Annotated in this window: 26 protein-coding genes and 1 tRNA gene; 17 read left to right on the top strand and 10 right to left on the bottom strand. The window is 62.2% G+C overall.

Annotated elements, in window-relative coordinates; genetic code table 11:
• Nucleotides 1–28 precede the first annotated feature (28 nt).
• Complete coding sequence (gene rpoE / locus ACIPZH_RS12295) at nucleotides 29–610, bottom strand: RNA polymerase sigma factor RpoE (protein ID WP_003252049.1); 582 nt, start codon at nucleotides 608–610, stop codon at nucleotides 29–31.
• Between the two features lie 435 nt (nucleotides 611–1,045).
• On the opposite strand from rpoE, the gene nadB reads away from it, so the two are divergent.
• Nucleotides 1,046–2,650 (top strand): L-aspartate oxidase, encoded by a 1,605-nt coding sequence (gene nadB, locus ACIPZH_RS12290; protein WP_400636315.1) that lies wholly within the window; start codon nucleotides 1,046–1,048, stop codon nucleotides 2,648–2,650.
• Nucleotides 2,651–2,701: 51 nt separating this feature from the next.
• On the opposite strand, the gene ACIPZH_RS12285 is transcribed toward nadB, so the two are convergent.
• Both ACIPZH_RS12285 and ACIPZH_RS12280 read right to left on the bottom strand, forming a co-directional pair.
• Nucleotides 2,702–3,160: a protein YgfX gene (locus tag ACIPZH_RS12285; protein ID WP_400636314.1), complete on the bottom strand. Its 459-nt coding sequence runs from the start codon at nucleotides 3,158–3,160 to the stop codon at nucleotides 2,702–2,704.
• Nucleotides 3,144–3,398 (bottom strand): succinate dehydrogenase assembly factor 2, encoded by a 255-nt coding sequence (locus ACIPZH_RS12280; protein ID WP_008094993.1) that lies wholly within the window; start codon nucleotides 3,396–3,398, stop codon nucleotides 3,144–3,146. The genes ACIPZH_RS12285 and ACIPZH_RS12280 overlap by 17 nt, the downstream gene beginning before the upstream one ends.
• 133 nt (nucleotides 3,399–3,531) lie before the next feature.
• Here ACIPZH_RS12280 and ACIPZH_RS12275 point away from each other — a divergent pair, with 133 nt between their 5' ends.
• Nucleotides 3,532–4,473 carry a folate-binding protein YgfZ gene (locus ACIPZH_RS12275; RefSeq protein WP_241804826.1) on the top strand — a complete coding sequence of 314 codons (942 nt, stop codon included), beginning with the start codon at nucleotides 3,532–3,534 and terminating at the stop codon, nucleotides 4,471–4,473.
• Between the two features lie 31 nt (nucleotides 4,474–4,504).
• The gene (locus ACIPZH_RS12270; protein ID WP_241804825.1) at nucleotides 4,505–5,311 is read left to right on the top strand and encodes an HDOD domain-containing protein; all 807 of its coding nucleotides are present in this window, start codon (nucleotides 4,505–4,507) and stop codon (nucleotides 5,309–5,311) included.
• Between the two features lie 39 nt (nucleotides 5,312–5,350).
• Here ACIPZH_RS12270 and ACIPZH_RS12265 read toward each other — a convergent pair whose 3' ends face one another.
• Entirely contained in the window at nucleotides 5,351–6,730 is a 1,380-nt protein-coding gene (locus tag ACIPZH_RS12265; RefSeq protein WP_241804824.1) for a sensor histidine kinase, read from the bottom strand.
• Entirely contained in the window at nucleotides 6,723–7,394 is a 672-nt protein-coding gene (locus ACIPZH_RS12260; RefSeq protein ID WP_241804823.1) for a response regulator, read from the bottom strand. Before ACIPZH_RS12260 ends, ACIPZH_RS12265 begins: the two co-directional genes overlap by 8 nt.
• A 200-nt stretch (nucleotides 7,395–7,594) precedes the next feature.
• Here ACIPZH_RS12260 and ACIPZH_RS12255 point away from each other — a divergent pair, with 200 nt between their 5' ends.
• From ACIPZH_RS12255 to ACIPZH_RS12235, 5 genes are all read left to right on the top strand, one after another.
• Entirely contained in the window at nucleotides 7,595–8,884 is a 1,290-nt protein-coding gene (locus ACIPZH_RS12255) for an OprD family porin (protein WP_400636313.1), read from the top strand.
• A 31-nt stretch (nucleotides 8,885–8,915) separates the two neighbouring features.
• Nucleotides 8,916–9,896, top strand: a complete 981-nt coding sequence (locus ACIPZH_RS12250) for a Bug family tripartite tricarboxylate transporter substrate binding protein (protein ID WP_400636312.1) — start codon at nucleotides 8,916–8,918, stop codon at nucleotides 9,894–9,896.
• 119 nt (nucleotides 9,897–10,015) lie between these two features.
• A complete protein-coding gene (locus ACIPZH_RS12245) occupies nucleotides 10,016–10,474 on the top strand; it encodes a tripartite tricarboxylate transporter TctB family protein (RefSeq protein WP_400627748.1) in 459 nt (152 codons plus the stop codon).
• A gap of 3 nt (nucleotides 10,475–10,477) precedes the next feature.
• On the top strand, nucleotides 10,478–11,992 hold the full coding sequence (locus ACIPZH_RS12240) for a tripartite tricarboxylate transporter permease (RefSeq protein WP_241804819.1): 1,515 nt from the start codon (nucleotides 10,478–10,480) through the stop codon (nucleotides 11,990–11,992).
• Nucleotides 11,985–13,016 (top strand): AbrB family transcriptional regulator, encoded by a 1,032-nt coding sequence (locus tag ACIPZH_RS12235; RefSeq protein WP_241804818.1) that lies wholly within the window; start codon nucleotides 11,985–11,987, stop codon nucleotides 13,014–13,016. The genes ACIPZH_RS12240 and ACIPZH_RS12235 overlap by 8 nt, the downstream gene beginning before the upstream one ends.
• 329 nt (nucleotides 13,017–13,345) lie before the next feature.
• Here the strand turns inward: ACIPZH_RS12235 and ung are convergent, their stop codons facing one another.
• The gene (gene ung / locus ACIPZH_RS12230) at nucleotides 13,346–14,038 is read right to left on the bottom strand and encodes a uracil-DNA glycosylase (RefSeq protein WP_241804817.1); all 693 of its coding nucleotides are present in this window, start codon (nucleotides 14,036–14,038) and stop codon (nucleotides 13,346–13,348) included.
• A gap of 125 nt (nucleotides 14,039–14,163) precedes the next feature.
• Between ung and ACIPZH_RS12225 the strand changes: the two genes are divergently transcribed.
• Nucleotides 14,164–15,270, top strand: coding sequence for an enoyl-CoA hydratase/isomerase family protein (locus tag ACIPZH_RS12225; RefSeq protein WP_400636311.1), 1,107 nt, complete (start codon nucleotides 14,164–14,166; stop codon nucleotides 15,268–15,270).
• Between the two features lie 31 nt (nucleotides 15,271–15,301).
• Here ACIPZH_RS12225 and ACIPZH_RS12220 read toward each other — a convergent pair whose 3' ends face one another.
• Nucleotides 15,302–15,742, bottom strand: coding sequence for a hypothetical protein (locus ACIPZH_RS12220; protein WP_400636310.1), 441 nt, complete (start codon nucleotides 15,740–15,742; stop codon nucleotides 15,302–15,304).
• 211 nt (nucleotides 15,743–15,953) lie between these two features.
• Between ACIPZH_RS12220 and ACIPZH_RS12215 the strand changes: the two genes are divergently transcribed.
• The 5 genes from ACIPZH_RS12215 (at nucleotide 15,954) to ACIPZH_RS12195 (ending at nucleotide 19,821) form a co-directional block, all read left to right on the top strand.
• Entirely contained in the window at nucleotides 15,954–17,444 is a 1,491-nt protein-coding gene (locus tag ACIPZH_RS12215; protein WP_400636309.1) for a diguanylate cyclase, read from the top strand.
• A complete protein-coding gene (locus ACIPZH_RS12210) occupies nucleotides 17,437–17,667 on the top strand; it encodes a cysteine-rich CWC family protein (RefSeq protein ID WP_400627740.1) in 231 nt (76 codons plus the stop codon). Before ACIPZH_RS12215 ends, ACIPZH_RS12210 begins: the two co-directional genes overlap by 8 nt.
• A 33-nt stretch (nucleotides 17,668–17,700) precedes the next feature.
• Nucleotides 17,701–18,393 (top strand): pseudouridine synthase, encoded by a 693-nt coding sequence (locus tag ACIPZH_RS12205; protein WP_349976206.1) that lies wholly within the window; start codon nucleotides 17,701–17,703, stop codon nucleotides 18,391–18,393.
• Between the two features lie 344 nt (nucleotides 18,394–18,737).
• Complete coding sequence (locus tag ACIPZH_RS12200) at nucleotides 18,738–19,628, top strand: alpha/beta fold hydrolase (RefSeq protein WP_400627736.1); 891 nt, start codon at nucleotides 18,738–18,740, stop codon at nucleotides 19,626–19,628.
• Nucleotides 19,629–19,747: 119 nt separating this feature from the next.
• Nucleotides 19,748–19,821: transfer RNA gene (locus ACIPZH_RS12195), tRNA-Gly, on the top strand.
• Nucleotides 19,822–19,913: 92 nt separating this feature from the next.
• Here the strand turns inward: ACIPZH_RS12195 and ACIPZH_RS12190 are convergent.
• Nucleotides 19,914–20,981, bottom strand: coding sequence for a glycerophosphodiester phosphodiesterase (locus ACIPZH_RS12190; RefSeq protein ID WP_400636308.1), 1,068 nt, complete (start codon nucleotides 20,979–20,981; stop codon nucleotides 19,914–19,916).
• A 113-nt stretch (nucleotides 20,982–21,094) separates the two neighbouring features.
• On the opposite strand from ACIPZH_RS12190, the gene ACIPZH_RS12185 reads away from it, so the two are divergent.
• The 3 genes from ACIPZH_RS12185 to ACIPZH_RS12175 all read left to right on the top strand — a co-directional run bounded on the left by ACIPZH_RS12185 (nucleotide 21,095) and on the right by ACIPZH_RS12175 (nucleotide 23,888).
• Entirely contained in the window at nucleotides 21,095–22,105 is a 1,011-nt protein-coding gene (locus ACIPZH_RS12185) for a DUF4917 family protein (RefSeq protein ID WP_400636307.1), read from the top strand.
• 644 nt (nucleotides 22,106–22,749) lie between these two features.
• Nucleotides 22,750–22,980, top strand: a complete 231-nt coding sequence (locus ACIPZH_RS12180) for a hypothetical protein (RefSeq protein WP_400636306.1) — start codon at nucleotides 22,750–22,752, stop codon at nucleotides 22,978–22,980.
• A complete protein-coding gene (locus tag ACIPZH_RS12175) occupies nucleotides 22,977–23,888 on the top strand; it encodes an EamA family transporter (protein WP_400636305.1) in 912 nt (303 codons plus the stop codon). The genes ACIPZH_RS12180 and ACIPZH_RS12175 overlap by 4 nt, the downstream gene beginning before the upstream one ends.
• Before the next feature lie 80 nt (nucleotides 23,889–23,968).
• Here the strand turns inward: ACIPZH_RS12175 and ACIPZH_RS12170 are convergent, their stop codons facing one another.
• The gene (locus ACIPZH_RS12170) at nucleotides 23,969–25,183 is read right to left on the bottom strand and encodes a class I SAM-dependent methyltransferase (protein ID WP_400636304.1); all 1,215 of its coding nucleotides are present in this window, start codon (nucleotides 25,181–25,183) and stop codon (nucleotides 23,969–23,971) included.
• Nucleotides 25,184–25,282: 99 nt separating this feature from the next.
• Complete coding sequence (locus tag ACIPZH_RS12165) at nucleotides 25,283–25,900, bottom strand: TPM domain-containing protein (RefSeq protein WP_400636303.1); 618 nt, start codon at nucleotides 25,898–25,900, stop codon at nucleotides 25,283–25,285.
• Nucleotides 25,901–25,928 lie beyond the last annotated feature (28 nt).

The raw sequence follows: 25,928 nt of genomic DNA, 5'->3' as shown, positions 1-25,928 counted from the left end.
GGTTCCTCTCTTGGCTATCGCCGCTGTCTCAGGTTTCCTGCAACAAGGGCTGCAGGGCTTTGTCTATGGCCTCCCGAGCGCGGAAGATTCGAGAGCGCACGGTACCCACCGGACATTGCATGACACTGGCAATGTCTTCGTAACTCAACCCGTCGAACTCACGCAGGGTCAGTGCCGTGCGCAAATCTTCGGGCAGTTGCTGGATGGTGCGATGGACTGTGCCTTCGATTTCATCCCGCAACAGGGAGCGTTCTGGGGACTCGAGATCCTTGAGGCCATGATCGCCGTCGTAAAACTCCGCATCCTCGGAGCTCACATCGCTGTCTGGCGGCCGTCTTCCACGGGACACCAGATAGTTCTTCGCCGTGTTGATGGCGATGCGGTACAGCCAGGTATAAAACGCGCTGTCACCGCGGAAATTGCCAAGCGCACGGTAGGCCTTGATAAAGGCTTCCTGCGCCACATCCTGGGCCTCGTGGGTATCGTGAACGAACCGCACGATCAACCCGAGAATCTTGTGCTGATACTTCAGCACCAACAGATCGAACGCTCGCCTGTCGCCGCGCTGCACGCGCTCTACAAGCTGCTGATCCTCTTCCTGGGTTAGCATGAACACTCCTCAATGGACTCGAAGGAGCGTTGCATCAGCCATCGTTCAGGCTTGCAAACATAGACTCGGGCTTTTCGCAAAAGTTCTCTCCTCCAAGCAAGTTTCCTGCGGCCCTTGACTGGCTCGCACGGAAGACGCAGCGCGGGCAAGGCCGGCAGCGTCGATAATCAGGTTTCGGATACGCAGGTGTCAGCCCGGATAGAGCCGCCGCCTCGCGTCGCCGCGCGAAATGATGGCGCACGGGCAGCCTTCCTAGGATTTCCAGCCATGTAGGAAAGTTCCCAGGAAGATTACCCTTACGTCGCAAGTGGCATGGAAATTGGCCACCACAGGCTGCTATAAAGGCAACCCGGCCGCTATTCACGATAGTTTCACAATGCCATCTACGCGTGACTATTGTGCCGTGCCCCCTCCAAAGATTACTAGTGTCCCGACATGAGCCAACAATTCCAACATGATGTCCTGGTGATCGGCAGCGGCGCAGCCGGTCTCAGCCTGGCACTCAACCTGCCCGCCCACCTGCGCATCGCCGTGCTGAGCAAGGGCGACCTGGCCAATGGCTCGACCTTCTGGGCGCAAGGCGGCGTGGCGGCGGTGCTGGACGATTCCGATACCGTGCAGTCCCATGTCGAGGACACCCTCAACGCCGGTGGCGGCCTGTGCCATGAAGAGGCGGTGCGATTCACCGTCGAGCACAGCCGCGAAGCCATCGAGTGGCTGATCGAGCAAGGCGTGCCTTTTACCCGCGATGAGCACGCCAGCGTTGACGATGGCGGTTTCGAATTTCACCTGACCCGCGAAGGCGGGCACAGTCACCGGCGCATCATCCATGCCGCCGACGCCACGGGCGCGGCCATTTTCACCACGTTGCTGGAGCAAGCCCGCAAACGCCCCAATATCGAACTGCTCGAGCAACGCGTAGCGGTCGACCTGATTACCGAGCGGCGCCTTGGCTTGCCCGGCGAGCGGTGCCTGGGCGCCTATGTACTGAACCGCAACAGTGGCGAGGTGGATACCTTCGGCGCGCGCTTTACCGTGCTTGCTACCGGCGGTGCCGCCAAGGTCTACCTGTATACCAGCAACCCAGATGGTGCCTGCGGCGATGGCATCGCCATGGCCTGGCGCGCCGGCTGCCGGGTTGCCAATCTGGAATTCAACCAGTTCCATCCGACCTGCCTCTATCATCCGCAAGCCAAAAGCTTCCTGGTCACCGAAGCCCTGCGCGGCGAAGGCGCCCTGCTGCGCCTGCCCAATGGTGAGCGCTTCATGCCGCGTTTCGACCCCCGTGAAGAACTGGCTCCGCGCGACATCGTGGCCCGGGCCATCGACCACGAGATGAAGCGCCTGGGTGTGGACTGCGTCTACCTGGACATCACGCACAAACCGGCCGACTTCATCAAAAGCCACTTCCCGACCGTCTATGAGCGCTGCCTGACCTTCGGTATCGACATCACCCGCCAACCGATCCCGGTAGTGCCGGCCGCCCACTACACCTGTGGTGGGGTGGTGGTCGACGATCGCGGCCATACCGACGTCCCGGGCCTGTACGCCATCGGCGAGACCAGCTTCACCGGCCTGCACGGCGCCAATCGCATGGCCAGCAACTCGCTGCTCGAGTGTTTCGTCTACGGCCGTTCGGCTGCCGCAGACATCGAGGACCGCCTGGCCCAGATCGCCATGCCCAAAGCCCTGCCCTGCTGGGATGCCAGCCAGGTCACCGACTCGGATGAGGATGTGATCATTGCCCACAACTGGGACGAACTGCGGCGGTTCATGTGGGACTATGTGGGCATCGTGCGCACCAGCAAGCGCCTGCAGCGTGCCGAGCACCGCGTGCGCCTGCTGCTGGACGAGATCGACGAGTTCTACAGCAACTACAAGGTCAGCCGCGACCTGATCGAGTTGCGCAACCTGGCACAGGTGGCGGAGTTGATGATCCGCTCGGCCATGCAGCGCAAGGAAAGCCGCGGGTTGCACTACACCCTGGACTACCCCGGGATGCTGGCTGAGGCCAAAGACACCATCCTGAGCCCAGCCTGAGGGTCGATGCCGCTTTGGCAGGCAAACCGCAAGGGCAGACGCGGCGCCTGCCTAGCGGGCCGCGACCTCTGCCCACCGGCGCCGGCTGAATTTCAGCCGTACCCGCAGACGCCGATGCTGATCAGCCGCCGTGGCATCGCCGACAACGCACTGGCTCTCGGCCAGCCAGCGCCCAGGCCTGGTGAACCGCAATACCACCAGGCCCGGCAGCGCCACGCTGTCGCGACACAGGCGCACCGCCTGCCAGCCCCCGGCACGGCTGAAAAGCTGCCAGCCCTCTGGATCCCGGCGCAGGCCAGTGACGGCTTGAGCATGGGTCAGCAGTATGCGTCGAGGGATCACCCAGCGGGCGTGGGCCAGGCAAGCGCCTGAGACAGCGAGGGAAAACCACCAGGGCAGCGCACTCAGCCACAAGGCCAGCAACGCCAGCACCTGGCAGATCAGGTAGGCCGCCAGCAGCAGGCGCGAACCCTGCCAACGGCACTCGAAAAATTCACTTGGGCTGGACACGGTCCAGAATGATGCGAACCATGCGCTGCAGCTCCGGGTCTTCGGACTCGGTACGCTCCATGAACCAGCCGAACATATCCTGATCCTCACAGCTCAACAGGCGAACGTAGAGTTCGCGATCGGCTTCGCTCAGGGTCGGGTAGACCTCCTGGGTGAAAGGCACCAGCAGTACGTCGAGTTCCAGCATGCCGCGACGGCTGTGCCAGAAAAGCCGGTTGAGTTCAGTTTGTTCGACCATGGGGCCCTCCTCAAATGGGCGGCCAGTATACAGCCAGGCGCACGAAGCGGCACGAGGCGTTGGTCTAGTCACCTACCTATTTTGTTACTGGCGTTCTATGATGGCCGCCAGTCTTTAGCCACCGCGATCCCCCATGGCCGATTCCGCTTTCTACTGCCCGCTGTCCCACGAGGGCATCCTCGCCGTCCGCGGCTCCGATGCCGGCAAGTTCCTGCAGGGCCAATTGACCTGCAACATCAACTACCTCAGCCCCGAGTACGCTAGCCTGGGCGCCCGCTGCATGGTCAAGGGGCGCATGCAGTCGAGCTTCCGCATCCTGCCCGAAGGCAACGGCTACCTGCTGGCCATGGCCAGCGAGCTGCTCGAGGCACAGCTGGCCGACCTGAAAAAGTACGCTGTGTTTTCCAAGGCCACGCTCAGCGACGAAAGCGCTGCCTGGGCGCGGTTTGGCCTGCAGGGCGGTGACGCGGCGCTGCTGGCCTTGGGTTTGAAGGTGCCGACCAACGCGGGCGCCACCGAACGCCATGAAGGCCTGATCGCCGTGGCCGTCTCCGAGGGGCGCGTGGAGCTTTGGGTACCGGCGGACGCCGCCGCCAGCGTGCGCGAAAAACTGGCAACCTCATTGCCTGAAGCACCGCTGAACGACTGGCTGCTGGGGCAGGTCCGTGCCGGCATCGGCCAGGTCATGGGCCCGACCCGTGAGCTGTTCATCCCGCAGATGATCAATTTGCAGGCGGTCGATGGCGTGAGTTTCAAGAAAGGCTGCTACACCGGCCAGGAAATCGTCGCGCGCATGCAGTATCTGGGCAAGCTCAAGCGACGCCAGTACCGCCTGCTGCTGGACCAGCAAGCTATTCCTGCCCCAGGGGCGCAGATCTTCTCGCCGACCCATGGCTCATCGGTTGGCGAAGTGGTCATTGCCGCTGGCACGGGCCAGGGCTGCGAACTGCTAGCGGTACTCAGTGCCGAGGCCGTGGAGGATGACAACCTGCACCTGGGCAGCCTGCAAGGCCCACGCCTGCAGGTTTCGAGCCTACCCTACGAACTGGATCGCGACCGGGAAATCCAGCGCTGACCAGCCCGCCACCCCTGCTGTAGAGAAGTAAATGAACAAGCTGGCCGAGATGGTTCAAGCACAGTTGCTGGCTGCCATCGCCAACGATGACCTGGTCCTGCCGACCCTACCGGAAGTTGCCTTGAGCATCCGTGAGGCCGCCGAGGACACGGAAATCAGCGTTGCTGCCCTGAGCAAGGTGATTGGCCGCGATGCGGCCCTCTCCGCCCGCCTGATCAAGGTAGTGAACAGCCCCCTGCTGCGGGCGGCGATCGAGGTCACCGACCTGCATACGGCCATCACCCGCCTGGGCATCAACTACAGCTGCAACCTGGCCATCGGCCTGGTGATCGAACAGATCTTCCACGCACGCTCAGCGGCAGTCGAGCAAAAATTACGGGATATCTGGGCCAATAGCCTTGAAGTGGCGGGCATCAGCTATGAAATCTGCCGCCGCTTCACCCACCTCAAGCCTGACCAGGCTACCCTCGGCGGCCTGGTCAACCAGATCGGCGCGCTGCCGGTACTGATCTACGCCGAAGAGCACAACGAACTGCTCTCGGACCCGGTATGCCTGCACTACGTGATCGAGCAGATCCAGCCTGTGCTGGGGGACAAGATCCTTTCGTCATGGGAATTCCCCGAGCAATTGGTCAACCTGCCAAGCCAGGTGCAGGACCTGGACCGGCGCACCGACAAAATCGACTACATCGACGTGGTGCAGATCGCCCGCTGCCTCAGCCAGCGCGGGCGCAGCCGGCCTCTGGCGGCGTTGCCGGCCTATCGCCACCTGGGGTTGCCGTTTGGCACGGAGCTGGAGGTTGGCGAGCTGCTGGAAGCGCGCAGCATGCTGCGCTAGCCGTGGCTTGCCCGCCAACGGTGCCGCGCAGGCAAGGCCTCAGTCAGCGATAAAACTCACGCGCACTTTCAGCCCGCCCTTCTCGCCGTCGTGCAGACTGATCTGCGCCAGGTGCGCGCGACAGATCTCACCGACGATCGCCAACCCCAAGCCAGTGCCTTGGGCGCTGCGTCGATAGAAGCGCTCGAACACCCGCTCGCGCTCATCTTCGGGAATACCGGGGCCATCATCCTCGACCTCCAGTATCGCTGGCGCCAGCACCCGCAAGATCACGTTACCGCCCGCCGGGGTATGGGCCAGCGCGTTGTCCATCAGGTTGCTGAGCAATTCGTTGAGCAAGGTCGGCTCACCTTTGAGCCACACCGGCGCCGCGGCCTCCAGCGCCAAGGCCACACCGCGTTTATGCGCCAGCGGCGCCATGGCCATGCCCAGCTCGCGGGCCAGCTGGCTGAGGTCCAGGCGCTGAGCGCCACCCTCGGCGATTGCCCGGGCGCCATTTTCCACACGGGCCAACGACAACAGCTGGTTGGCCAGATGGGTCAGCCTGTCAGTGCCTTGGGCGGCAGACTCCAGCGTCTGGTGCCACTGTTCGGGCTGTTTCGCCCGCAAGCCCAGCTCGACCCGCGCCTTGAGAGCCGCCAACGGCGTGCGCAGTTCGTGGGCGGCCTCGGCAATGAATTGCGCCTGGCGCTCGAACTGCCCTCGCAAGCGTTCGGTGAAGTGATTCAAGGCACGCACCAGCGGGTCAAGCTCACGCTGCACCTGTACCAGCGGCAGCGCGCGCAGGTCATCCGGCTGACGCTCTTCCACGGCTTTGCGCAGACGCTCCAGAGGGCGCAGCGCCGCACTCACCGCGAACCAGACCATCCCCAATGCCCCGAGCGCCAGCATACCCAGGCGCAGCAGGGTGTCGGCCATCAGCCCACGGGCCATGCTCACCCGCGCCTCCTCGGTCTCGGCCACCCGGATTTCAGCCATGCCGTTCATGTTCGGCTCGCTCACAGCCTTGAGCAGGCTGACCACGCGCACGTCCTGCCCGAGGTAGGTGGCGTTGTAGAAGCGCGCCAGCGCCGGGTAATCGTCCGTACGCGGTGTGCCTGGCGGCGGGGGCGGCAGGTTCTCGTAGCCCGAGATCAGTTTCTGGTTGATGTCCAGCACCTGGTAGTAGATGCGCCCGGCACTGTCGTAGGCAAAGGTGTCCAGCGCCACGTAGGGCACGTCCGCGCTGAGGGTGCCGTCGCGCTGGGACAGGCCGGCGGCGATGGTCCGCGCCGATGCCAGCAAGGTCCGGTCGTAGGCCGTATCGGCAGCCTCGCGCCCATTCCAGTAGGCGCTCAGGCCGCTGGCCAGCATCAGCACGACCAGCAGCAGCGCCAGGTTGCCCAGCAAGCGCCCGCGCAGGCTGCCGTTGTCACGCATCGCGGTGCTCGAGCAGGTAGCCGAGGCCGCGGAATGTGACAATGGCCACCGGCTGGCCGTCGAGCTTCTTGCGCAGGCGGTGGATGTAGATTTCGATGGCGTCAGGGCTGGCCTCTTCGTCCAGGCCAAAGACCTGGGCGGCCAACTGCTCCTTGCTCATCACCCGGCCGGGCCGGGCGATCAGCGCCTCGAGTACGCTCTGTTCACGGGAGGTCAGGGTCAAGGTGTCCTCGCCCAGGGTGAACCGCCGGGTATCAAGGTCATACACCAGCGGACCGCAGCGTTGCTGGCGCTCGCCGCCCAGTACGCTGCGCCGCAGCAGCGCCTTGACCCGTGCTTCCAGTTCGGTGAGCTCAAAAGGTTTGGCCAGGTAGTCGTCGGCGCCCAGGTTCAGGCCATGCACCCGGTCCTTCACATCGCTGCGCGCAGTCAGCATCAGCACCGGCAGGGTCTTGCCGCGCCCACGCAGGCGGGCCAGCACTTCAAAGCCGTCCATGCGCGGCAAGCCCACGTCGAGCACGGCAACGGCGTACTCCTCGCTGGCCAGCGCCAGGTCGGCGGCCACGCCGTCATGCAGCACATCCACGGTCAAGCCATGGCTCTTCAGGGCCTGGGCCACGCTTTCGGCCAGTTGTACGTGGTCTTCGACCAGCAGCACACGCATCGGATTCTCCCTGCTCGGGTGGGGCGGTGGCGCGGAGTGTACCGCTGTAGCCCGGTCTGTGAAGCCCCTCGTAACAAACCTTTCAGGCTGAAAGGTTAGCGAAAGGTTCGTTACCTAGCATCGCACCACGGTCGCCCCATGCGCCGAAAAAAAGCACCAGCAAGGTGCAACCAATAAGAACAATAACGGAGTCATCCTCGATGCTGTCATCGCAGCCGCAGGCGTTCGCGCCTACCCGTTCCCTTCCCGCACGCCCATACGCATACGCTTGTGCCTTCGCGCTTGCCGGCGTCGCCCCGATGAGCCAGGCCGCCTTCTTCGAAGACAGCACGGCAACCTTCGAAACCCGCAACATGTACTTCAACCGCGACTTTCGCGACGGCACCAGTGCGCAGCAGTCCAAGCGCGACGAGTGGGCCCAGGGCTTGATGCTCAACTTTGAGTCCGGCTACACCGACGGCACCGTGGGCTTTGGCCTGGACGCCTTGGGCATGCTCGGCATCAAGCTCGACTCAAGCCCCGACCGCGCAGGCTCTGGGCTGTTGCCGACCCACGATGATGGCAAGGCCGCCGATGAGTACTCCAAACTCGGCCTGACCGGCAAAGTGAAAGTGTCCCAGACCGAACTGAAAATCGGCTCGCTGATCCCCGAACTGCCGACCCTGCAGCCCAACGACGGGCGCATCCTGCCGCAAACCTTCGAGGGCGGCCTGGTCACCTCCAAGGAGATCAAGCACCTCACCTTCACCGGCGGGCGGCTGGAGAAGGCCAAGGATCGCAACGACACCAACTGGGAAGACCTGGCCCTGAACAACAAGAACGGCCGCTTCGGCGGCACGTTCTCGGCCGACAACCTCGACCTGGGTGGCGTCGACTACCAGTTCACCGATCGCATCACCGGCAGCTACCACTTCGCTCAGCTCGATGACATCTACCGCCAGCACTTCCTCGGCATGGTCGCCACCCAGCCTTGGGGCCCGGGCACCTTCGGTGCCGACCTGCGCCTGGCCGTGAGCGACGATCAGGGCCAGGCCAAGGCCGGTAGCATCGACAACACCACCGTCAACGGCATGTTCAGCTATGCCTTGGGCGGGCACAAGGTGAGCGCCGCCTACCAACACCTGTCAGGTGACAGCGCCTTCCCTTATGTCGATGGTGCCGACCCATACCTGGTCAACTTCGTGCAGATCAACGACTTCGCCGGGGCCGACGAGCGCTCGTGGCAAGTACGCTACGACTACAACTTCGCAGCGCTGGGCGTCCCGGGCCTGACCTTCATGACCCGCTACATCAACGGCGACAACGTCAGCCGCGCCGATGGCAGCGAGGGCAAGGAGTGGGAACGTAATACCGAGTTCAAGTACGTGGTTCAAAGCGGCCCGTTGAAAAACGTCGCCGTGCGCCTGCGCAACGCTACCTTCCGCTCGAATTTCGCCCGCGATGCCGACGAAGTACGGCTGCTGGTGAGCTACAGCGTCGCCCTGTGGTAACCCATAACAACAACGCTAACGGAGATAGACGATGACCTTTTCATTGCGCCGCCTCGCCCTGGCTACCGGCTGCCTGCTGCTGGCCGGCCATGCCATCGCCGCCGAACCCAAACGCCCCGAATGCATCGCCCCGGCCTCGCCCGGTGGCGGCTTCGACCTGACCTGCAAGCTGGTGCAAAGTGCCCTGGTGCAGGAGAAGATCCTCAGCAAACCGATGCGCGTCACCTACATGCCAGGTGGTGTCGGCGCAGTGGCCTACAACGCGGTGGTAGCGCAGCGCCCAGCGGATGCCGGCACCTTGGTGGCATGGTCCAGCGGCTCCTTGCTCAACCTGGCCCAGGGCAAATTCGGCCGCTTCGACGAAAATGCCGTGAAATGGTTGGCGGCGGTCGGCACCAGCTACGGCGCCATCGCGGTGAAAAGCGATTCCCCCTACAAGACCCTGGATGACTTGGTCGCAGCGCTGAAGAGAGACCCGAGCAAGGTGGTGATCGGCTCTGGCGGTACCGTCGGCAGCCAGGACTGGATGCAGACAGCCCTGATCGCCAAGGCCGCCGGCATCAACCCACGCGACCTGCGCTACGTGGCCCTTGAAGGTGGCGGTGAGATTGCCACTGCGCTGCTCGGTGGCCATATCCAGGTCGGCTCCACCGATATCTCCGACTCCATGCCCCACATCCAGAGCGGCAACATGCGCATCCTCGCCGTGTTCTCGGAAAACCGCCTCGACGAGCCGGAGATGAAAAACATCCCCACCGCCAAGGAACAGGGCTACGACATCGTCTGGCCGGTGGTGCGCGGTTTCTACCTTGGGCCGAAAGTGAGCGACGAGGAGTATGCCTGGTGGAAGGACTCCTTCGACAAGATGCTTGCCTCTGAAGACTTCGCCAAGCTGCGTGACCAGCGCGAGCTGTTCCCGTTCGCAATGACCGGCGCAGAGCTGGACACCTATGTGAAGAAGCAAGTGGCGGACTACAAGGCACTGGCCAAGGAATTTGGCCTGGTTCAGTAAGCCTGGGCGCCTGTACTGGCCACATCACCGGCAAGCCGGCCCCCACGGCGACAGCGTAGGGAGCCAGCTAGCCGGCGAAAAGGCCTGCACGGCCACTGCAACCTCAATGAGGATTCCCAATGATCCTGCAACGCCTCTTCGCCCTGGCTCTGCTGGCGCTGTGCGCCGTCCTGGCCGTGATGGCCTGGCCCTACCAGGCGGCCTTTTCCTACGAACCGGTCGGCCCACGGGCCTACCCGCTGTTGATGCTTGGCCTGATGAGCCTTGGCCTGCTCTATCTCGCCATACGCCCCACGCCCATCGTGCACAAGGACGACGAGCCTGCGCTGGACCGCGCGACCCTGACCAAGATTGCTGTCTGCGTCGGCCTGCTGCTGGTCTTCGCCAGCACCTTTGAAGCCTTGGGCTTCATCCTCAGCGCCATCCTGGTTGGCATCCCCATGGCGCGCTTGTACGGCGGCCGCTGGCTGCACAGCACCCTCGTGGTGGTAGGCATGAGCCTGTTCCTCTACTGGCTGTTCGACCGCGTGATGGATGTGCCCCTGCCCCTCGGCCTGCTGAGCGTACTGGAGAACTGACAGATGGATACCTTGAGCTACCTGGGCCAGGGCTTTGGCGTTGCCCTGACCCCCTACAACCTGGTTACCGCCCTTTCGGGCACCCTCATCGGCACCGTGGTCGGCCTGCTGCCGGGCCTGGGCCCGATCAACGGCGTGGCGTTGCTGATCCCGATCGCCTTCGCCCTCGGCCTGCCCCCAGAGTCGGCACTGATCCTGTTGGCAGCGGTGTACCTGGGCTGCGAATACGGCGGGCGGATCAGCTCGATCCTGTTGAATATCCCGGGCGAAGCCTCGACCGTGATGACCACCCTGGACGGCTACCCGATGGCCCGCAACGGCCTGGCTGGCGTTGCCCTGTCGCTGTCGGCGTGGAGTTCGTTCATCGGCGCACTCATCGCCACCTGCGGCATGGTGCTGTTCGCCCCATTGCTGGCGAAATGGGCGATCGCCTTCGGGCCGGCGGAGTACTTCGTGCTGATGGTGTTCGCCATCGTTGCGTTGGGCGGCATGGCCGGGGACAAACCGCTGAAGACCTTCATCGCCGCACTGATCGGCCTGTTCCTGTCAGCGGTGGGCATCGACGCCAACAGCGGCGTGTACCGCTTCACCGGTGACAGTGTGCACCTTGCCGACGGTATCCAGTTCGTGGTGCTGGTGCTGGGCCTGTTCTCGATCAGCGAAATCCTGCTGCTGCTGGAGAAGACTCATCATGGCCACCAGGCGGTCAAAGCCACGGGGCGCATGCTGTTCAACTTCAAGGAAGCAGCCTCGGTGTTCGTCATCAATGTTCGCTGTGGCGTGCTCGGTTTCATCATGGGCGTGCTGCCAGGTGCGGGTGCGACCCTGGCCAGCGCCGTGGCCTACATGACCGAGAAGCGTATCGCCGGCGAAAGTGGCAAGTTCGGCAAGGGCGATGCCCGTGGCCTGGCTGCCCCGGAAACGGCCATCGGCGCGTCCTGCTGCGGCGCCCTGGTGCCGATGCTGACCCTGGGTGTTCCCGGCTCGGGCACCACGGCGGTGATGATCGGTGCACTGACCCTGTACAACATCACCCCCGGCCCCCTGCTGTTCGAACAGCAACCTGACATTGTCTGGGGGCTGATCGCTTCGCTGTTCGTCGCCAACATCATGCTGGTGATCCTGAACATCCCGATGATCCGCATCTTCACGCGCATCCTCGCCGTACCGAACTGGGCGCTGGTGCCAGTAATCGCGATCATCACCGCGATCGGTGTATACGCCGTGCACGCCACCACCTTCGACCTGTTCCTGATGGTCGGCATCGGCATCATGGGCTACATCCTGCGCAAGCTGGACTTCCCGCTCTCGCCCATCCTGCTCGGCTTCATTCTGGGCGGCCTGATGGAGCAGAACCTGCGCCGTGCGCTGTCGATTTCCAATGGCGAACTGGGCATTCTGTGGTCGAGCTCGATCAGCATGGGCATCTGGGCACTGGTGGTGTTCATGCTCTGCCTGCCGCTGCTGCGTATCTGGCGCAAGCGCAGCCTGCAGCGCCGGGCGATGGCCGATGCCTGATCGGTCGTTACCGCTGTACTGGGCGACAGGGCTGGTCGGCCTGGCGGGCGGGTATCTCGCCAGCCTGGTCGGCTGGCCCTTGCCCTGGATGGTCGGCGCCTTGCTGGCGATCATCCTGGTGCGCTGCCTGACGCCCTGGCAACTTTCGGAAATCCCCAATGGCCGCAAATGCGGCCAATGCATCATCGGCCTGGGTATCGGCCTGCACTTCACCCCTGCCGTGATCGAACAGGTGGCCAGCCATTTCGTGCTGATCTTCTTTGCCGCGCTGCTAACCACGGTTTCCAGCGGGGTGGGCGTCTGGTTGCTGCGGCGTACCGGCGAAGACCGTGCCACGGCATTTTTTGCCAGCATGCCCGGGGGTTCCGGGGAGATGGTCAACCTCGGCGCGCGTAACGGCGCGGTGCTCAGCCAGGTGGCTGCGGCGCAAAGCCTGCGGGTGCTGGCGGTGGTGCTGTGCGTACCGGCGCTGTTCAAGTTCCTGATCGGTGACGGTGTGCCGCTCAATCATACCGCCAGTGTGAGCTGGGGCTGGCTGGCACTGATCGCACCGCTGGGTGTGGCGGTCGCTCTCGCCTGGCAGCGCTTGCGCCAGCCCAACCCTTGGCTGTTCGGGCCGCTGCTGGTGGCCGCCACGCTAAGCCTGGCGGGCAACCTGCAGATTGCCCTGCCCGACGGTGCCAGCCAGATTGGCCAATGGTTGATCGGCAGTGGCCTGGCCTGCCACTTCAGCCGCACGTTCTTCCGCCGAGCGCCGTCGTTCTTGCTGCGCACGTTGCTCGCCACCGCGCTGTGCATGTTGATCGCGGGCGCTGCCGCCTGGGGGTTGAGCGTGATGACTGCGCTGGATCTGCGCTCGCTGACGCTGGGCATGATGCCGGGCGGCATTGCCGAGATGAGCCTGACCGCAGAGACGTTGCAGTTGTCGGTGCCGTTGGTGACCGCGTTGCAAGTGATGCGCTTGCTGTTCGTGCTGTTTCTGGCCGAACCGCTGTTCAGATGCTGGGTGAAAGGCCAGGACTGAAGCGAACGCAACAGTTGTGGGAGGCGTCCTGAGGTTGATGCCAGACAGTCAGTGTGGTCCGGGCTGCTGCGCAGCCCATCGCCGGCAAGCCGGCTCCCACCCCAACCGCGCCAACTTTTAGAAGTTGAGCAAGAACAGTTACCCCCACCGCGACCGCGCAGTTCTTCAGGGCTGCGCTTTACTGGGGGAGGCAACCATCTTCTAAAAGCCGGCGCAATCCATGTGGGAGCCGGCTTGCCGGCGATCACCGGCGAAGCCGGTGCCATGCAGCGCTGCATCGACAACCCAGGCAGGCAGCCGCTCACTCCCCCCTCAGAGCCCCCTGCCTTTCAAAGCGGCGGCAACGCCCAGTTGATCGGCGCCAGGCCACGCTGTTCGAGGAAGCCATTGGCCCGGCTGAAATGCCCACAACCCAGGAACCCCCGGTACGCCGACAGTGGCGAGGGGTGCACCGACTTCAATACCAGATGCTTGGTGCCATCGATCAGCTTCTGCTTGCTCTGGGCATGCGCGCCCCACAGCAGGAACACCACGTTCGAACACTGCTCGCTGACCACCTGGATGATCCGGTCGGTAAAGAATTCCCAGCCTTTCTTGGCATGCGAAGCGGCATTGGCGCGCTCGACGGTCATGGTCGTGTTGAGCAGCAGCACCCCCTGCTCGGCCCAGCTCTGCAGGTAACCATGGCTGGCAATGGGTATGTTCAGGTCGCGCTGCAGTTCCTTGTAGATGTTGACCAACGACGGCGGGGTCGGCACACCCGGCTGCACCGAGAAGCACAGGCCGTGAGCCTGGCCCGGGCCGTGATACGGGTCCTGGCCGAGGATGACGACTTTCACCTGATCGAGCGGGGTGGAGTTGAGCGCATTGAAGATCATCGGGCCGGGTGGGTAGATTTCCTTGCCAGCGGCATACTCTTGGCGCAGGAATTCACGCAGCTGGTGCATGTAGGGCTGGTCGAACTCGGCCCGCAGGGCGTTTTTCCAGCTGGGTTCGAGTTTGATGCGATCGTCGTCAGTCATGGGGCCATCCGTAAACAATGGCGCGACACTAGGTAAGCCATCTGCCCTTGTCAATCAGTCCGACCTGTGGCCTGCATGATCGCCCAGGCAAGCCATACTTGAGCGATGACTTGAACGAGGTAGCCATGACCATTCACTGCGAGGTACTTACCGGCGCCGATGGCGCCCGCATCGGCATTGCCACACTGGACGCGCCCAAGGCGCTCAATGCCCTGAGCCTGCCGATGATCGAAGTGCTCGGCGAATACCTGCAGGACTGGGCACGCGACCCGGGCGTAGTCTGTGTATTGCTGCGTGGCAACGGCGCCAAGGCATTTTGCGCCGGCGGCGATGTACGGGCACTGGCCCAGGCGTGCCGCGACCACCCTGGCAGCGTGCCACCGCTGGCAGCCACCTTCTTCGCCGCCGAATACCGCCTCGACTATCTCCTGCACACCTACCCCAAGCCGTTGCTGTGCTGGGGCCACGGCCATGTACTGGGGGGTGGCATGGGGCTGTTGCAGGGGGCCGGGGTACGCATCGTCACGCCCAGCAGCCGCCTGGCTATGCCAGAAATAAGTATTGGCCTGTACCCCGACGTGGGCGCCAGTTGGTTTCTTGGGCGCCTGCCGGGCAGGCTTGGGCTGTTTCTGGGGCTGACCGGCGCCCCCATCAACGCCCGGGACGCCATCGACCTGGGCCTGGCGGACCGATTCTTTGGCGAGCATCAACAAGACGGGCTTATCGAAGAGCTGTTGCAACTCAACTGGCAAGAACAGACCGACCTGCAGTTGAACAGCCTGCTCAAGGCGGAGCAGCACCGTGCCTATGCCGAACTGCCGCAGGCGCAGTGGTTGCCGCGGCGCCAGCTGATCGACGCCCTGCTCGATGTTGCCGACCCGGCGGCCGCGTGGCGGGCACTGGAGGGGCTCAAGCAGCATGAAGACCCCTTGCTGGCCGCCGCTGGGCAACGCCTGCACGAGGGCTGCCCGCTCACGGCGCACCTGGTCTGGGAACAGATCCGTCGGGCCAGGCATCTGTCATTGGCCCAGGTGTTCCAGATGGAATACAGCATGAGCCTCAATTGCTGCCGTCACCCCGAATTCAGCGAAGGCGTGCGCGCCCGCCTGCTGGACAAGGACAACCAGCCACGCTGGCACTGGCCGGATGTTGCGCAAGTGCCGGCGGCCGTGGTCGAGGCCCATTTTGAAAAGGTATGGGAGGGGCGTCATCCCTTGGCAGATCTTGCCTGACCGGGGCCGCTATGCCCCTCCCGACACACCTTCACCGTTGCCAGTTGCGGTCACCTGAGCGCCTACCCTCCGGACGGCGATCACGATCACCCCGGCCATTGGAGTGCCAGCGGTCGTTCTGATACCGCCGGCTGTCATTGCGGTAATCATGCCGGTCGCGATCACGGCCGTAGTCATAACGCTGGCGATTGCCATAGTCGTTACGCGGGTTGCCATGCCACTGCTTCACCCCCGGCTGAGGGTGCGCACGGTATTGCGGCACCGGCGCAGGCCGGTAGTAGCGCGGCGCCGGCTGGTAGTAGTAGCGCGGCTGGGGGGCGACGTAATAGCGGTCATGACGGTAATAGCCCGGCGAGACATACCGGTCAGCGGTGTAGTAATCGGTACGATAATAACGGCCACCCTCGTGGTAGGGCACGCACGCGCTTGTCATCAGGCCCAACAGGGCGATCAACAGAATTCGATAGGACATGGCGGCCTCCTGGACCGCTGGGGTGCCCGCACAGCGGCGCTGCCGAGCGTCGACGCCAAAGCGAACATCGACAAGGAATAAGACATTGTCGCCATCGTGCAGTGCCATTTCCGCAATAATTTGAAATAGCTTGGATACCCCCAATAAACCTGCAGTCTTTTCCCGGGCTTATCACTAGAATGATCGCCTCGGCACACATCACGGGATGATCATGCCCTCACGTTCCGCTCTGTTCGCGCACCGCTCGCTGATCCTCACCATCCTGATGCTGTTGGCCTGCGGTTTCATCGCCACCTCGCTGCTCAGCTATTTCGCCTCCCGCAGCGCGATCCGCGATGGCATCGTCAACACTGAACTGCCGCTGACCTCCGACACGGTCTATTCGGAAATCCAGAAAGACCTCATCCGGCCGGTACTGATCGCCTCGATGATGGCCCAGGACACTTTCCTGCGTGACTGGGTGCTCGCTGGCGAGCAGGACACTCAGCGCATCACGCGCTTCCTTGGCGAAGTCATGGGCAAGCAGGACACCTTCACTTCGTTCTTCGTCTCCGACCGCACCCTGACCTATTACCAGGCCAAAGGTGTGCTCAAGCAGGTCGAGCCCGACAGCTGGCGCGACGCTTGGTATTTCCGCCTGCGCGACCAGAAAGCACCCTATGAAATCAACGTCGACCTGGACATGGCCAACCAGGACAGCCTCACGGTGTTCATCAACTACCGCGTGCTGGACTACCAGCAGCGGTTCATCGGTGCGACCGGGGTGGGCCTGAGCGTGGACACGGTGGTCAAGCTGATCGACACCTACCAGCGGCGTTACCAGCGTTCGGTGTTGTTCACCGATGCCAAGGGCAAAATCTTGCTCACCGGCTCCGACGGCGGCCCGCATGGCCTGCGGGTCGGCCAGCCACTGCGCGACAACCCCGAACTGGATGCCTTGCAGGCTCAGCAGCCGGTACCCGCCGAGGGCAGCCATGAATACAAAGACAGCGAGGGCCACAGCCACTTTCTCAACGTAAGGCACCTGCCCGAACTTGACTGGTACCTGTTGGTGGATAAACGCGAGGCCGGCGCTTTGGCGCGCATTCGCCACTCGCTCTACCTCAACCTGGCGATCTGCGCGATGATCAGCCTGGTGGTAGTGTCGCTGCTGCATGCCATGCTCAGGCGCCATCAGGCCAGTATCGAGTCCCTGGCCACGCTCGACAGCCTTACCGGGCTGCCCAACCGGCGCAGCTTCGATCTGCTGGCGGCAAAAGCCTTGCAACAAGCCCAGCGCGATTGCGCCCCGCTGGTGGCGCTGTTGATCGACCTGGACCACTTCAAGACGCTCAACGACAACCACGGCCACCTGGCAGGCGACGAAGTGCTGCGCCAGTTTGCCAATGTGCTCCAGGGCAGCCTGCGCCAGTCGGATATACTGTGCCGCTGGGGCGGCGAGGAGTTCATCGTGCTGCTGCGTGAAACTCAAGGCCGGCAAGCGATCGACGTGGCGGAGAAGATCCGTCGGCGTACCGAGCAACTGACCTTCAGCCATGACGAACAGCCGTTGCGCCTGACCACCAGCATAGGCCTCAGCGGCCTGCAGCCGGGCGATACCCTACAAGCCCTGCTGACCCGCGCCGACCGTGCGCTTTATCGTGCCAAGCAGGCCGGCCGCAACCGCGTCTGCAGTGAAAATTCCGGACTTGTGTATGAATGACAGCCAGCACTGCCCTGCCTGTGGCGCCCTCAACCAGTGCACCCTGGCCGACCCACGTACCGCAGCCGCAGCCTGCTGGTGCTATGCGGTGACAATCGACCCTGCAGTTCTGCAGGCTCTGCCAGATGAACTGCGCGACAAATCCTGCCTGTGCCCGCGCTGCGCCGCAGGCGCCGGCCTGGCCGAGGACGCGCCTGCACGGATCGAGGCAAAAAAGCGCTAGACTGCGCGCCCCTCCCTGGACCACCTCAACGCCATGCGCCTCGACCGCTTCCTTGCCAACCTGCCCAGCTACAACCGCCAGCAAGTACGCTTGCTGCTGGTACAGCGCCGCGTGCGGGTGGATGGCGAAACGGTAACCGACCCGCAGGCCGAAGTCCGTGTGTTCAGCCGCATCGAGGTGGATGATCAGCTGCTGCAGGCCGGGCGCCCGGCGCGCTACCTGATGCTGCACAAACCGCCCGGCTGCGTCAGCGCCACTCACGACCCACAGCACCGCACCGTACTCGACCTGCTGCCTGCGCCGTTGCGCGAGGACCTGCACATTGCCGGGCGGCTCGACTACAACACCACCGGCCTGATGATCCTGACCAACGACGGCCAGTGGTCCCGGCGCCTGACGCAGCCGGCGACGAAGCTGCCCAAGCGCTATCGGGTGGAAACGGAAGATGAAATCGGCGCGCACTACATCGACAAGTTTCGCGCAGGCTTCTACTTCGCCTTCGAAGACCTGACTACCCTCCCCGCGCACCTGGACATCCTTGGCCCGCGTACGGCGCAGCTGTCCATCACTGAAGGGCGTTATCACCAGGTCAAGCGCATGTTCGGCTACTTCGACAACAAGGTTGTGGGGCTGCACCGCGAAACCATGGGGGCGATACAGCTCGATCCAGGCTTGGCACCGGGCGAATTCCGGGCGCTCACGGCTGCAGAAATCGCCTCGGTCTAGACCGGTTCAGGCACGGCCCACACGTCGTACGACCGCCCGGCGAGAAAAGTCACAATTTTATCCAGCCGGCACTTGCGTGATGCCAGACCCGATGCTTGACTCCTAACTCGTCGGTCCGCGCGTGACTCGTCGGTCACGCTGCGCGCCAAGACATCTTTTTGTCGGCTACCCAAGGCCTCGATGCCTTGGGGCACGGCAGATTGCCCGCCAAAAACAATACCGTCGACACGTGTGCCAAGGATCGACACAGGGCCCGGTAATTCCTTCAGGCAAATGCCTACCTGTCATAAAGAACGTGCACCCTAGGTGACGCGAACACCCTTTTTGCGCCAGGAGTCGATGACATGAGGCCAGAAATCGCTGTACTTGATATCCAAGGTCAGTATCGGGTTTACACGGAGTTCTATCGCGCGGATGCAGCCGAAAAGACGATCATCCTGATCAATGGCTCGCTGGCCACCACGGCTTCGTTCGCCCAGACGGTGCGTAACCTGCACCCACAGTTCAATGTCGTGCTGTACGACCAGCCCTACTCGGGCAAGTCCAAGGCGCACAACCGCCAGGAACGCCTGATCAGCAAGGAAGACGAGGCGCATATCCTGCTTGAGCTGATCGAGCACTTCCAGGCCGACCACGTGATGTCGTTCTCCTGGGGCGGTGCCTGCACCCTGCTGGCGCTGGCGCACCAGCCGCGTATGGTGAAAAAGGCGGTGGTCAGCTCGTTCTCGCCGGTGATCAACGAACCGATGCGCGACTACCTGAACCGCGGTTGCCAGTACCTGGCTGCCTGCGATCGCTACCAGGTCGGCAACCTGGTCAACGACACCATCGGCAAGCACTTGCCATCGCTGTTCAAGCGCTTCAACTACCGGCACGTCAGCAGCCTGGACAGCCATGAATATGCGCAGATGCACTTCCACATCAATCAGGTACTGCAGCATGACCTGGAACGGGCACTGCGAGGCGCACGTAACATCGACATCCCGGTGCTGTTCATCAACGGCGACCGTGACGAGTACACCACAGCCGAAGACGCTCGCCAGTTCGGCAAGCATGTCGACAACAGTCACTTCACGGTGATCCGGGATGCCGGGCACTTCCTGGACATGGAAAACAAGACGGCCTGCGAAGCCACCCGCAGCGCGTTGCTCGGTTTCCTCAAGCCGACCGTGCGCCAGGTGCGGGCACGTACTGCGTACAATGCCAGCCAAGAGCAGCATGCATGGGCAATATGAGTGCATCGGCGCCCTGTAGCCATGGCCTGCAGGCTATGGGCGCCGACAGTTTTTTTTCACCGGTTTATAACGAGGGCTTCTAATTCCAGGCAGGTTCTGGTAAAAAGTCGAGCGCAGACGCGGGTATAGTTTAATGGTAGAACAGTAGCTTCCCAAGCTTCCGACGAGGGTTCGATTCCCTCTACCCGCTCCACTCCGCATCCCCCGCATGGCGTTCCAGAACGTCATCGCTGCCCTCGAGGCGAAGATCACCCCCAAGCCGGCCGGCTTGACACCTCCAAACGCTCAGTACCCCAGCCTTTTCAGCACACCCGACTCACGTTCAGCCGCGCGATCATAAAAGCGCAATAGCGCACCCGCCCTGTTGGTGAAGATCCCGTCCACCCCCGCCTTCATGGCTGCGTCGAAGTCCTGCGCCTCGTCGAGCGTATAGACGTGCACCAACAGCCCACGCTCATGGCTGGCCTGGTTCATCCATGGCTCAATGAGATCGGCGTAGCTCTGTTCGCCCAGCTTGCCGCGCTTGGCAGAAGGCCCGGTTCCAATTGCACCGCCCTGCTTGGCCAAGTCCAGCCAGCGCAGGAATTCAGCCCGGCTCTTGGGTTGTTGGCGGGCATAAAAAGCGGCCTTGTCGCTTTCGCCTGAACCCGCGAAATCGTGTCCCGAGGCCGGTGCGATGGCCTTGGTACCCACCCACAGCAGCAGAATCTTCGGTACCTGCGGCATCGTCTCGTGCAGCAGCGCCAGGCTGTTGCGGTCGAATGTCTGCACTACCACGCGCCCAGGCCGGTCGAGCCAGCCACGGGCCTTCAAGCGCTCCTTGAGCTGGCGCTCAATACCGGGAAACTGGCTGGGCACCTTGGTCTCGATGTACAACCCGGGCTGGCGCTGCGGGTTGCCTTCGGCAATATCGATGACTTCGTCGAGGGTGAGGATCGGCAGGTTGGCGAACGACGCCCGTGCACGTGCCGGATAGGCCTCGTTGAACCAGCTGCCGGCGTCCAGGGACTTGAGCTCGGCGAGGGTAAAGGCACTGACTGGGCTGTGTTTGCGCTCGGGGAAACGCTCGGCGACATCGCTGGTACGTGACAGCTCATCGTCGTGGACCACAACCAGCACGCCGTCGCGCGTGCGCTGCAGGTCCAGTTCCAGATAGTCGGCGCCCAACTCGCGGGCCAACAGGTAGGCGGGCTTGGTGGATTCCGGTGCATCATAGGAGGCGCCGCGGTGAGCGATCACTGCCGGGTAGGGTATGCCTTGGGCTGCGGCGAGGGCCTTGCCGTCCATTGCCAATGCCACGCCGGCCGGCCCCAGCGCTGCCAAGGCCAGCATCCCGATCAAACAATTGCGCATCTGAAGTCCTCTTTCGTTCTGCGAACCTGGTCGTGGCTCTAGCGCAACCCTCGCACACATTGCATGACATGCTAAAGTCGCCCCCGTTTCCCGCTCCAGCGAATGGACCCATCATGCCCGCACTAGACGCCCACCTCGCCACCTGGCAGGAACTCGCCCACCGCCACCCCTGCGAAGCCCTGCTACTGGGCAACGGCGCCAGCCGTGTACTGTGGAAACCATTCGGCTACTTTTCGCTGTTCGAAGAGGCCCAGCGCGCCGGCCGCAAGAAAGGGCTGGCGATCAGCGACCAAGCCTTGTTCAAGTCCTTGGGCACCGAACTGTTCGAACCGGTACTCACTACACTGAACCAGACCGTGCGCGCCAATGCGGCGCTGGCGATCAACTCTACTGCACCGCTGAACCGCTACTACTCGATCAAGGAAGCGCTGATCCACGCCGTGCGCACCGTGCACCTGCCATGGCCAAAGATGCCAGTGACGACCCTGGCGTCCATCAACCAAGCCTTACGCAGCTACCGTAGTGTCTACACCAGCAACTATGACCTGATCCTGCCTTGGGCAGTGCAGCATGCACCTCAGGGCTTCGCCACGCTGTTCGATGAGCAAGGTTTCTTTGACGTACGCCGCACCCGCAGCGAAGGGACGCGCGTGCTGCATGTGCACGGTGGCCTGCACCTGCTCAAGCTGCCAGACGGCACCACCCGTCAGCGCAGCGCCGAAAGCGCCGAACTGCTGGACGGCTTTGCCGTGAACATCCCGGGGGAAGTACCGCTGTTCGTCAACGAAGACCGGAGCGACGAAAAATTGCGCGCCATTCGCAACTCGGACTACCTGGGCTGGTGCCTGGGCCAGTTGGCCCAGGAAAGCCAGGGCATATGCCTGTTCGGGCAGCATCTGGACAGCAGCGACCAGCATCTGCTCGACGCCATTCGCCAGGCGCGGCCGCGCCATCTTGCGATTGCCATACGGCCGTTGAGCGAGGCTTCGGTGATCAATCAGAAACAGCACTTTGTGGAACGGTTTGGTGATCTGGCGGGCACAGCGCTGCATTTCTTCGATGCGGGTACGCATCCGCTGGGGGCTGCAGCGTTGGCGATCGAAGTGCCGACGGTGCGCCGTTAAGACCGCTTCCAGGGTTCGTTCTCAATAAGCAGAAGCCGTGTGCCCTTGGTCGTGCGTGCATGAGCGCTTAACACATCGCGACCATTGCATCCTGAGTCAGGCCAGCATGTCTTGGCCGATGCTATGACTTCCGCTGGTCTGCAACCAGGCCAGCACGTTGGCGATGCCAAGGGAGGTACTCCCTTGATGCGAACTCCATTCCGGCATCATGAAGGCATGAATCAACTTCCCTCATGGGTGGCGTATCTATGCCTGGATAGTCACGTACCAACCATGCACTTTCGAAAGTGCACACCAGATCTCAAATATCTAGCTCGAACTAGCTACTAATAAGAAAAATCCCACGCAACGCAGCGCTATATCTGTAGTACACGTCTGAAAAATCAGGTATTCACGAGAATACCCTTGACCTATTAGCAATACAGCTATTGTATGGACTCACAAAACGTCATTACCCGATGAAATACGACACCAAGGCACGGATTAAAAACCACTTAACGCTTCGTTATACACACTAACTTGAACCGCGCCACCTGCACCATAACAACCCATCGAAAGTACACATTAAAAAACATTGTGCCAAACATTACTCCCGGCACACCACGCGCACCTTCACACAACAATAACAACCAGGGCGTTAGCATATGAAACTCATCATTATTGGCTACGGAGCGTTATCCCGCGCAGCCCTCCCCCTTCTTATCAAGGAGCTACTCCACGAAATAAAATCGCTGAAAATCATCGCACCCTCAGCAAAAGATAAAGAGACGAAGGTACAAGTACTGCGCTTCAGCATCCCTGCCTACGAGAGTCCCCAAGCATTACTCAACCATAGCCGCTCTACGATTCTTGAAGTTTTAGGCAGGCCAACATGAGCTGGTTATATTTTTCGCTGATGGCGCCACTGCTGTGGAGTCTCTCTAACATGGTGGACAAATTTGCGATCAATAACATCACATCGCACTATATTTCATTCACCTTTCTACTGAGCATTGGCAACATATTCTTCGCCATTGGCATTTACTTTTTGCTTCGACCAACTGATCTAGACCCTTTGACCGCAAGTATAAACTTACTGTCCGGCCTGGCAATATTCTTGCAATATTTCGCCTATAGCTATTCACTGGAGGAAATGGACGTCTCCGCCGTAATCCCGATCCATCAATCGGAACCGCTGTTCGTTCTCATCGCCTCAGCATTGCTATTCAATTCGATCCCCACATACGGGCAGGCAAGTGGATTCGTGCTGATAACCGGGGGTATTTTGCTGCTCTGTATTTCACGTAAAACAATGAGCGGATTAGGCCAGAAGAGGCACCTATCAATGATTTTGGTGTCCGCTTTTTTCGGTGCGGCATCCACCATCATCTCAGATGAAATACTCAAAACAAAAAGCCTGGAATCCGTACTGCTTTTCAACCTTGCAGGCTACGCACTTGGCGGGGTACTGCTCTTGCTAGTCCCCTTCTGCCGAAAGCTGATCACTCACGACCTGAAGCGACTAACCACCAAAGAATATTGCATTTTTGGCACCACCAACACCTTGGATGTAGGCGGCTATGTTTTTTTCATGGCTGCATTGTCTGCAGGTGGTGGAGCTGCACTGGTATCCGTCGTCGTCAGCATACATCCACTGTTTGTTCTTCTCTTCGGTTACGTCGCAACACGGTATTTTCCGAATACGCTAACCGAAGATATCGCGCCGACCAGCTTATTCCGAAAAATTGCTTCAATACTCGTAATCGTGGCTGGCGTCGCGGTGATCTCACTGACTGCGCGCTGATGGCAGAGCTGCGCAGGTTTATCGTTTTCGGGGCTAGCGTAACTCCACGGTCCGACCGGCCCGCTAGCCCCGTGACGGGTTTAAATCAAACCATCCCCTCGCAACAACGTCTCCAGGCAATGCTCCTGCACGCCATAAAACGCTTTCAGTTGCGCAATCTTCTCCAGCAACGCTTGCGCCGGTGCGGGCTGTTTGCGTTTCACGGCAAGAATCATCTTGTTCTTGTTGGTGTGCTCCAGCGAGATGAACTCGAACACCTTGGTCTCGTAACCACAGGCTTCCAGATACAGCGCGCGCAAGCTGTCAGTGAGCATCTCGGCCTGTTGCCCCAGATGCAGCCCATATTGCAGCATCGGCTGCAGCAAGCCTGGGCTTTGCAGTTGCGGGCGAATTTGCTTGTGGCAGCACGGTGAGCACATGATGATCGCGGCGTTGCAACGGATTCCGGTGTGGATCGCATAATCAGTTGCAATGTCGCAGGCATGCAGGGCGATCATCACCTCGATGGCCTCGGGTACGACGCTGCGCACATCGCCGCACTGAAACTCAAGGCCCGGATGCTCCAGGCGCGAAGCGGCTGCATTGCACAAATCGACCATGTCCGGACGCAGCTCCACCCCGGTCACCTGCGCCGCGCGGCCCAGGCTGTTGGTCAGGTAGTCGTGCATGGCGAAGGTCAGGTAGCCCTTGCCTGAGCCGAAGTCGGCCACCCGCAGCACCTGCTCAGCCGGCACCGGCGCATTGGCCAGGGCGTGATCGAACACTTCAACGAACTTGTTGATCTGCTTCCACTTGCGCGACATGGACGGGATCAGCGCTCCCTGTGCGTCGGTCACGCCCAGATCACGCAGGAAGGGGCGCGACAGTTCCAGGTAACGCTTCTTCTCGCGGTCGTGGCCCGTGCTGGCAGCAGCGTCGCGCGGCGCCTGCGCACCGTGGCGCTGGAGCATCGGCTTGCCCTTTTTGCTGAAGGTCAGTTGCACTTCACCCTCGGCGTCGAACAAGTGGGCATTGCGAAAGCTTTCCGGCAGCAGCCCGGCAATCAATGCTTGGACCTGCTCCAGCGGCACGTTACGGGTGATGTCGCGCGTTTGATGGCGGTAGACCAGCGACAGGTTGGCCTGCCCTTTGACCTGCACCGGCTTGGCGATGATCCGCTGCAGGGTCGGGTCGGCGCCGACATGGCGCGCCAGCACCAGCTTGACCAGGGTGTTGCCGTGCAAGGCAGCGCTCAGCAGGTCGAGAAACTGGGCGCGCGCATCCGGCGCGATGGAAGCGGAAGTACTGGCGGACATGGAAAACAGGTGCCTCGGATAGCGGTGAGTGCGTTGCACAATGCCGCGCATTCTACGTTGATGCCCGGCTCAGGCGAAGGTTTTCGCGATGGGCGTGGTTCACTCCAGAATCACCAGGCGGTTCGGCAGCTCGTTGCCTGCGTGGGTGCGTGGCACGTGCTCGCACAGCCGCTCACCGCAAGCCTCGATGCACTCGATGAAGCCCAGAAGGGTGTGGCCCTGGCGCACCTGCTCGGCAAAGCGGGCGCCGATCACCGCACGCGCATGGGCATCGAGGTGCCGATCGATACCTTGATCGACCAGAATCTCCACATGCAGCTCAGCTTCGGCCACGAAGATCAGCACCCCAGCCCCCTTGGCCGTGCAATGCAGTCTCTGCTCGCGAAACTGTTGCCGGGCCAGGCGCGATGCCCGCCAGCGGCGCAGCGCAGGGGGCACCAACCAGGCGTTCAGGCGTGGGATGCGCAGCAGCGCGCACAGGCCAATGAACAGCAGCAGGTTGGCCACCAGCAGCGCGTGCCCAACCGGCCAGCCCAGCACCAGCTGCAGCAGGCCAGGCCCCGTCAGCGCCAGCACGGCGGCCCAAAACAGTGGAAGATAGGGGTAATCATCGGCGCGTCGGGCCAGCACGGTCACCAGCTCGGCATCGGTGCGCCGTTCCACGCGCGCTATGGCCTCAGCGATCTGGCGCTGCTGGTATTCGTCGAGGGGGGTCATGCCTTCGGTCTCTGATCGTTTTTATAGT

Source organism: Pseudomonas sp. NPDC089758, from assembly GCF_044748705.1.
GTDB lineage: Bacteria > Pseudomonadota > Gammaproteobacteria > Pseudomonadales > Pseudomonadaceae > Aquipseudomonas > Aquipseudomonas putida_X.
This window is presented reverse-complemented; position numbering and strand designations above follow the sequence as displayed.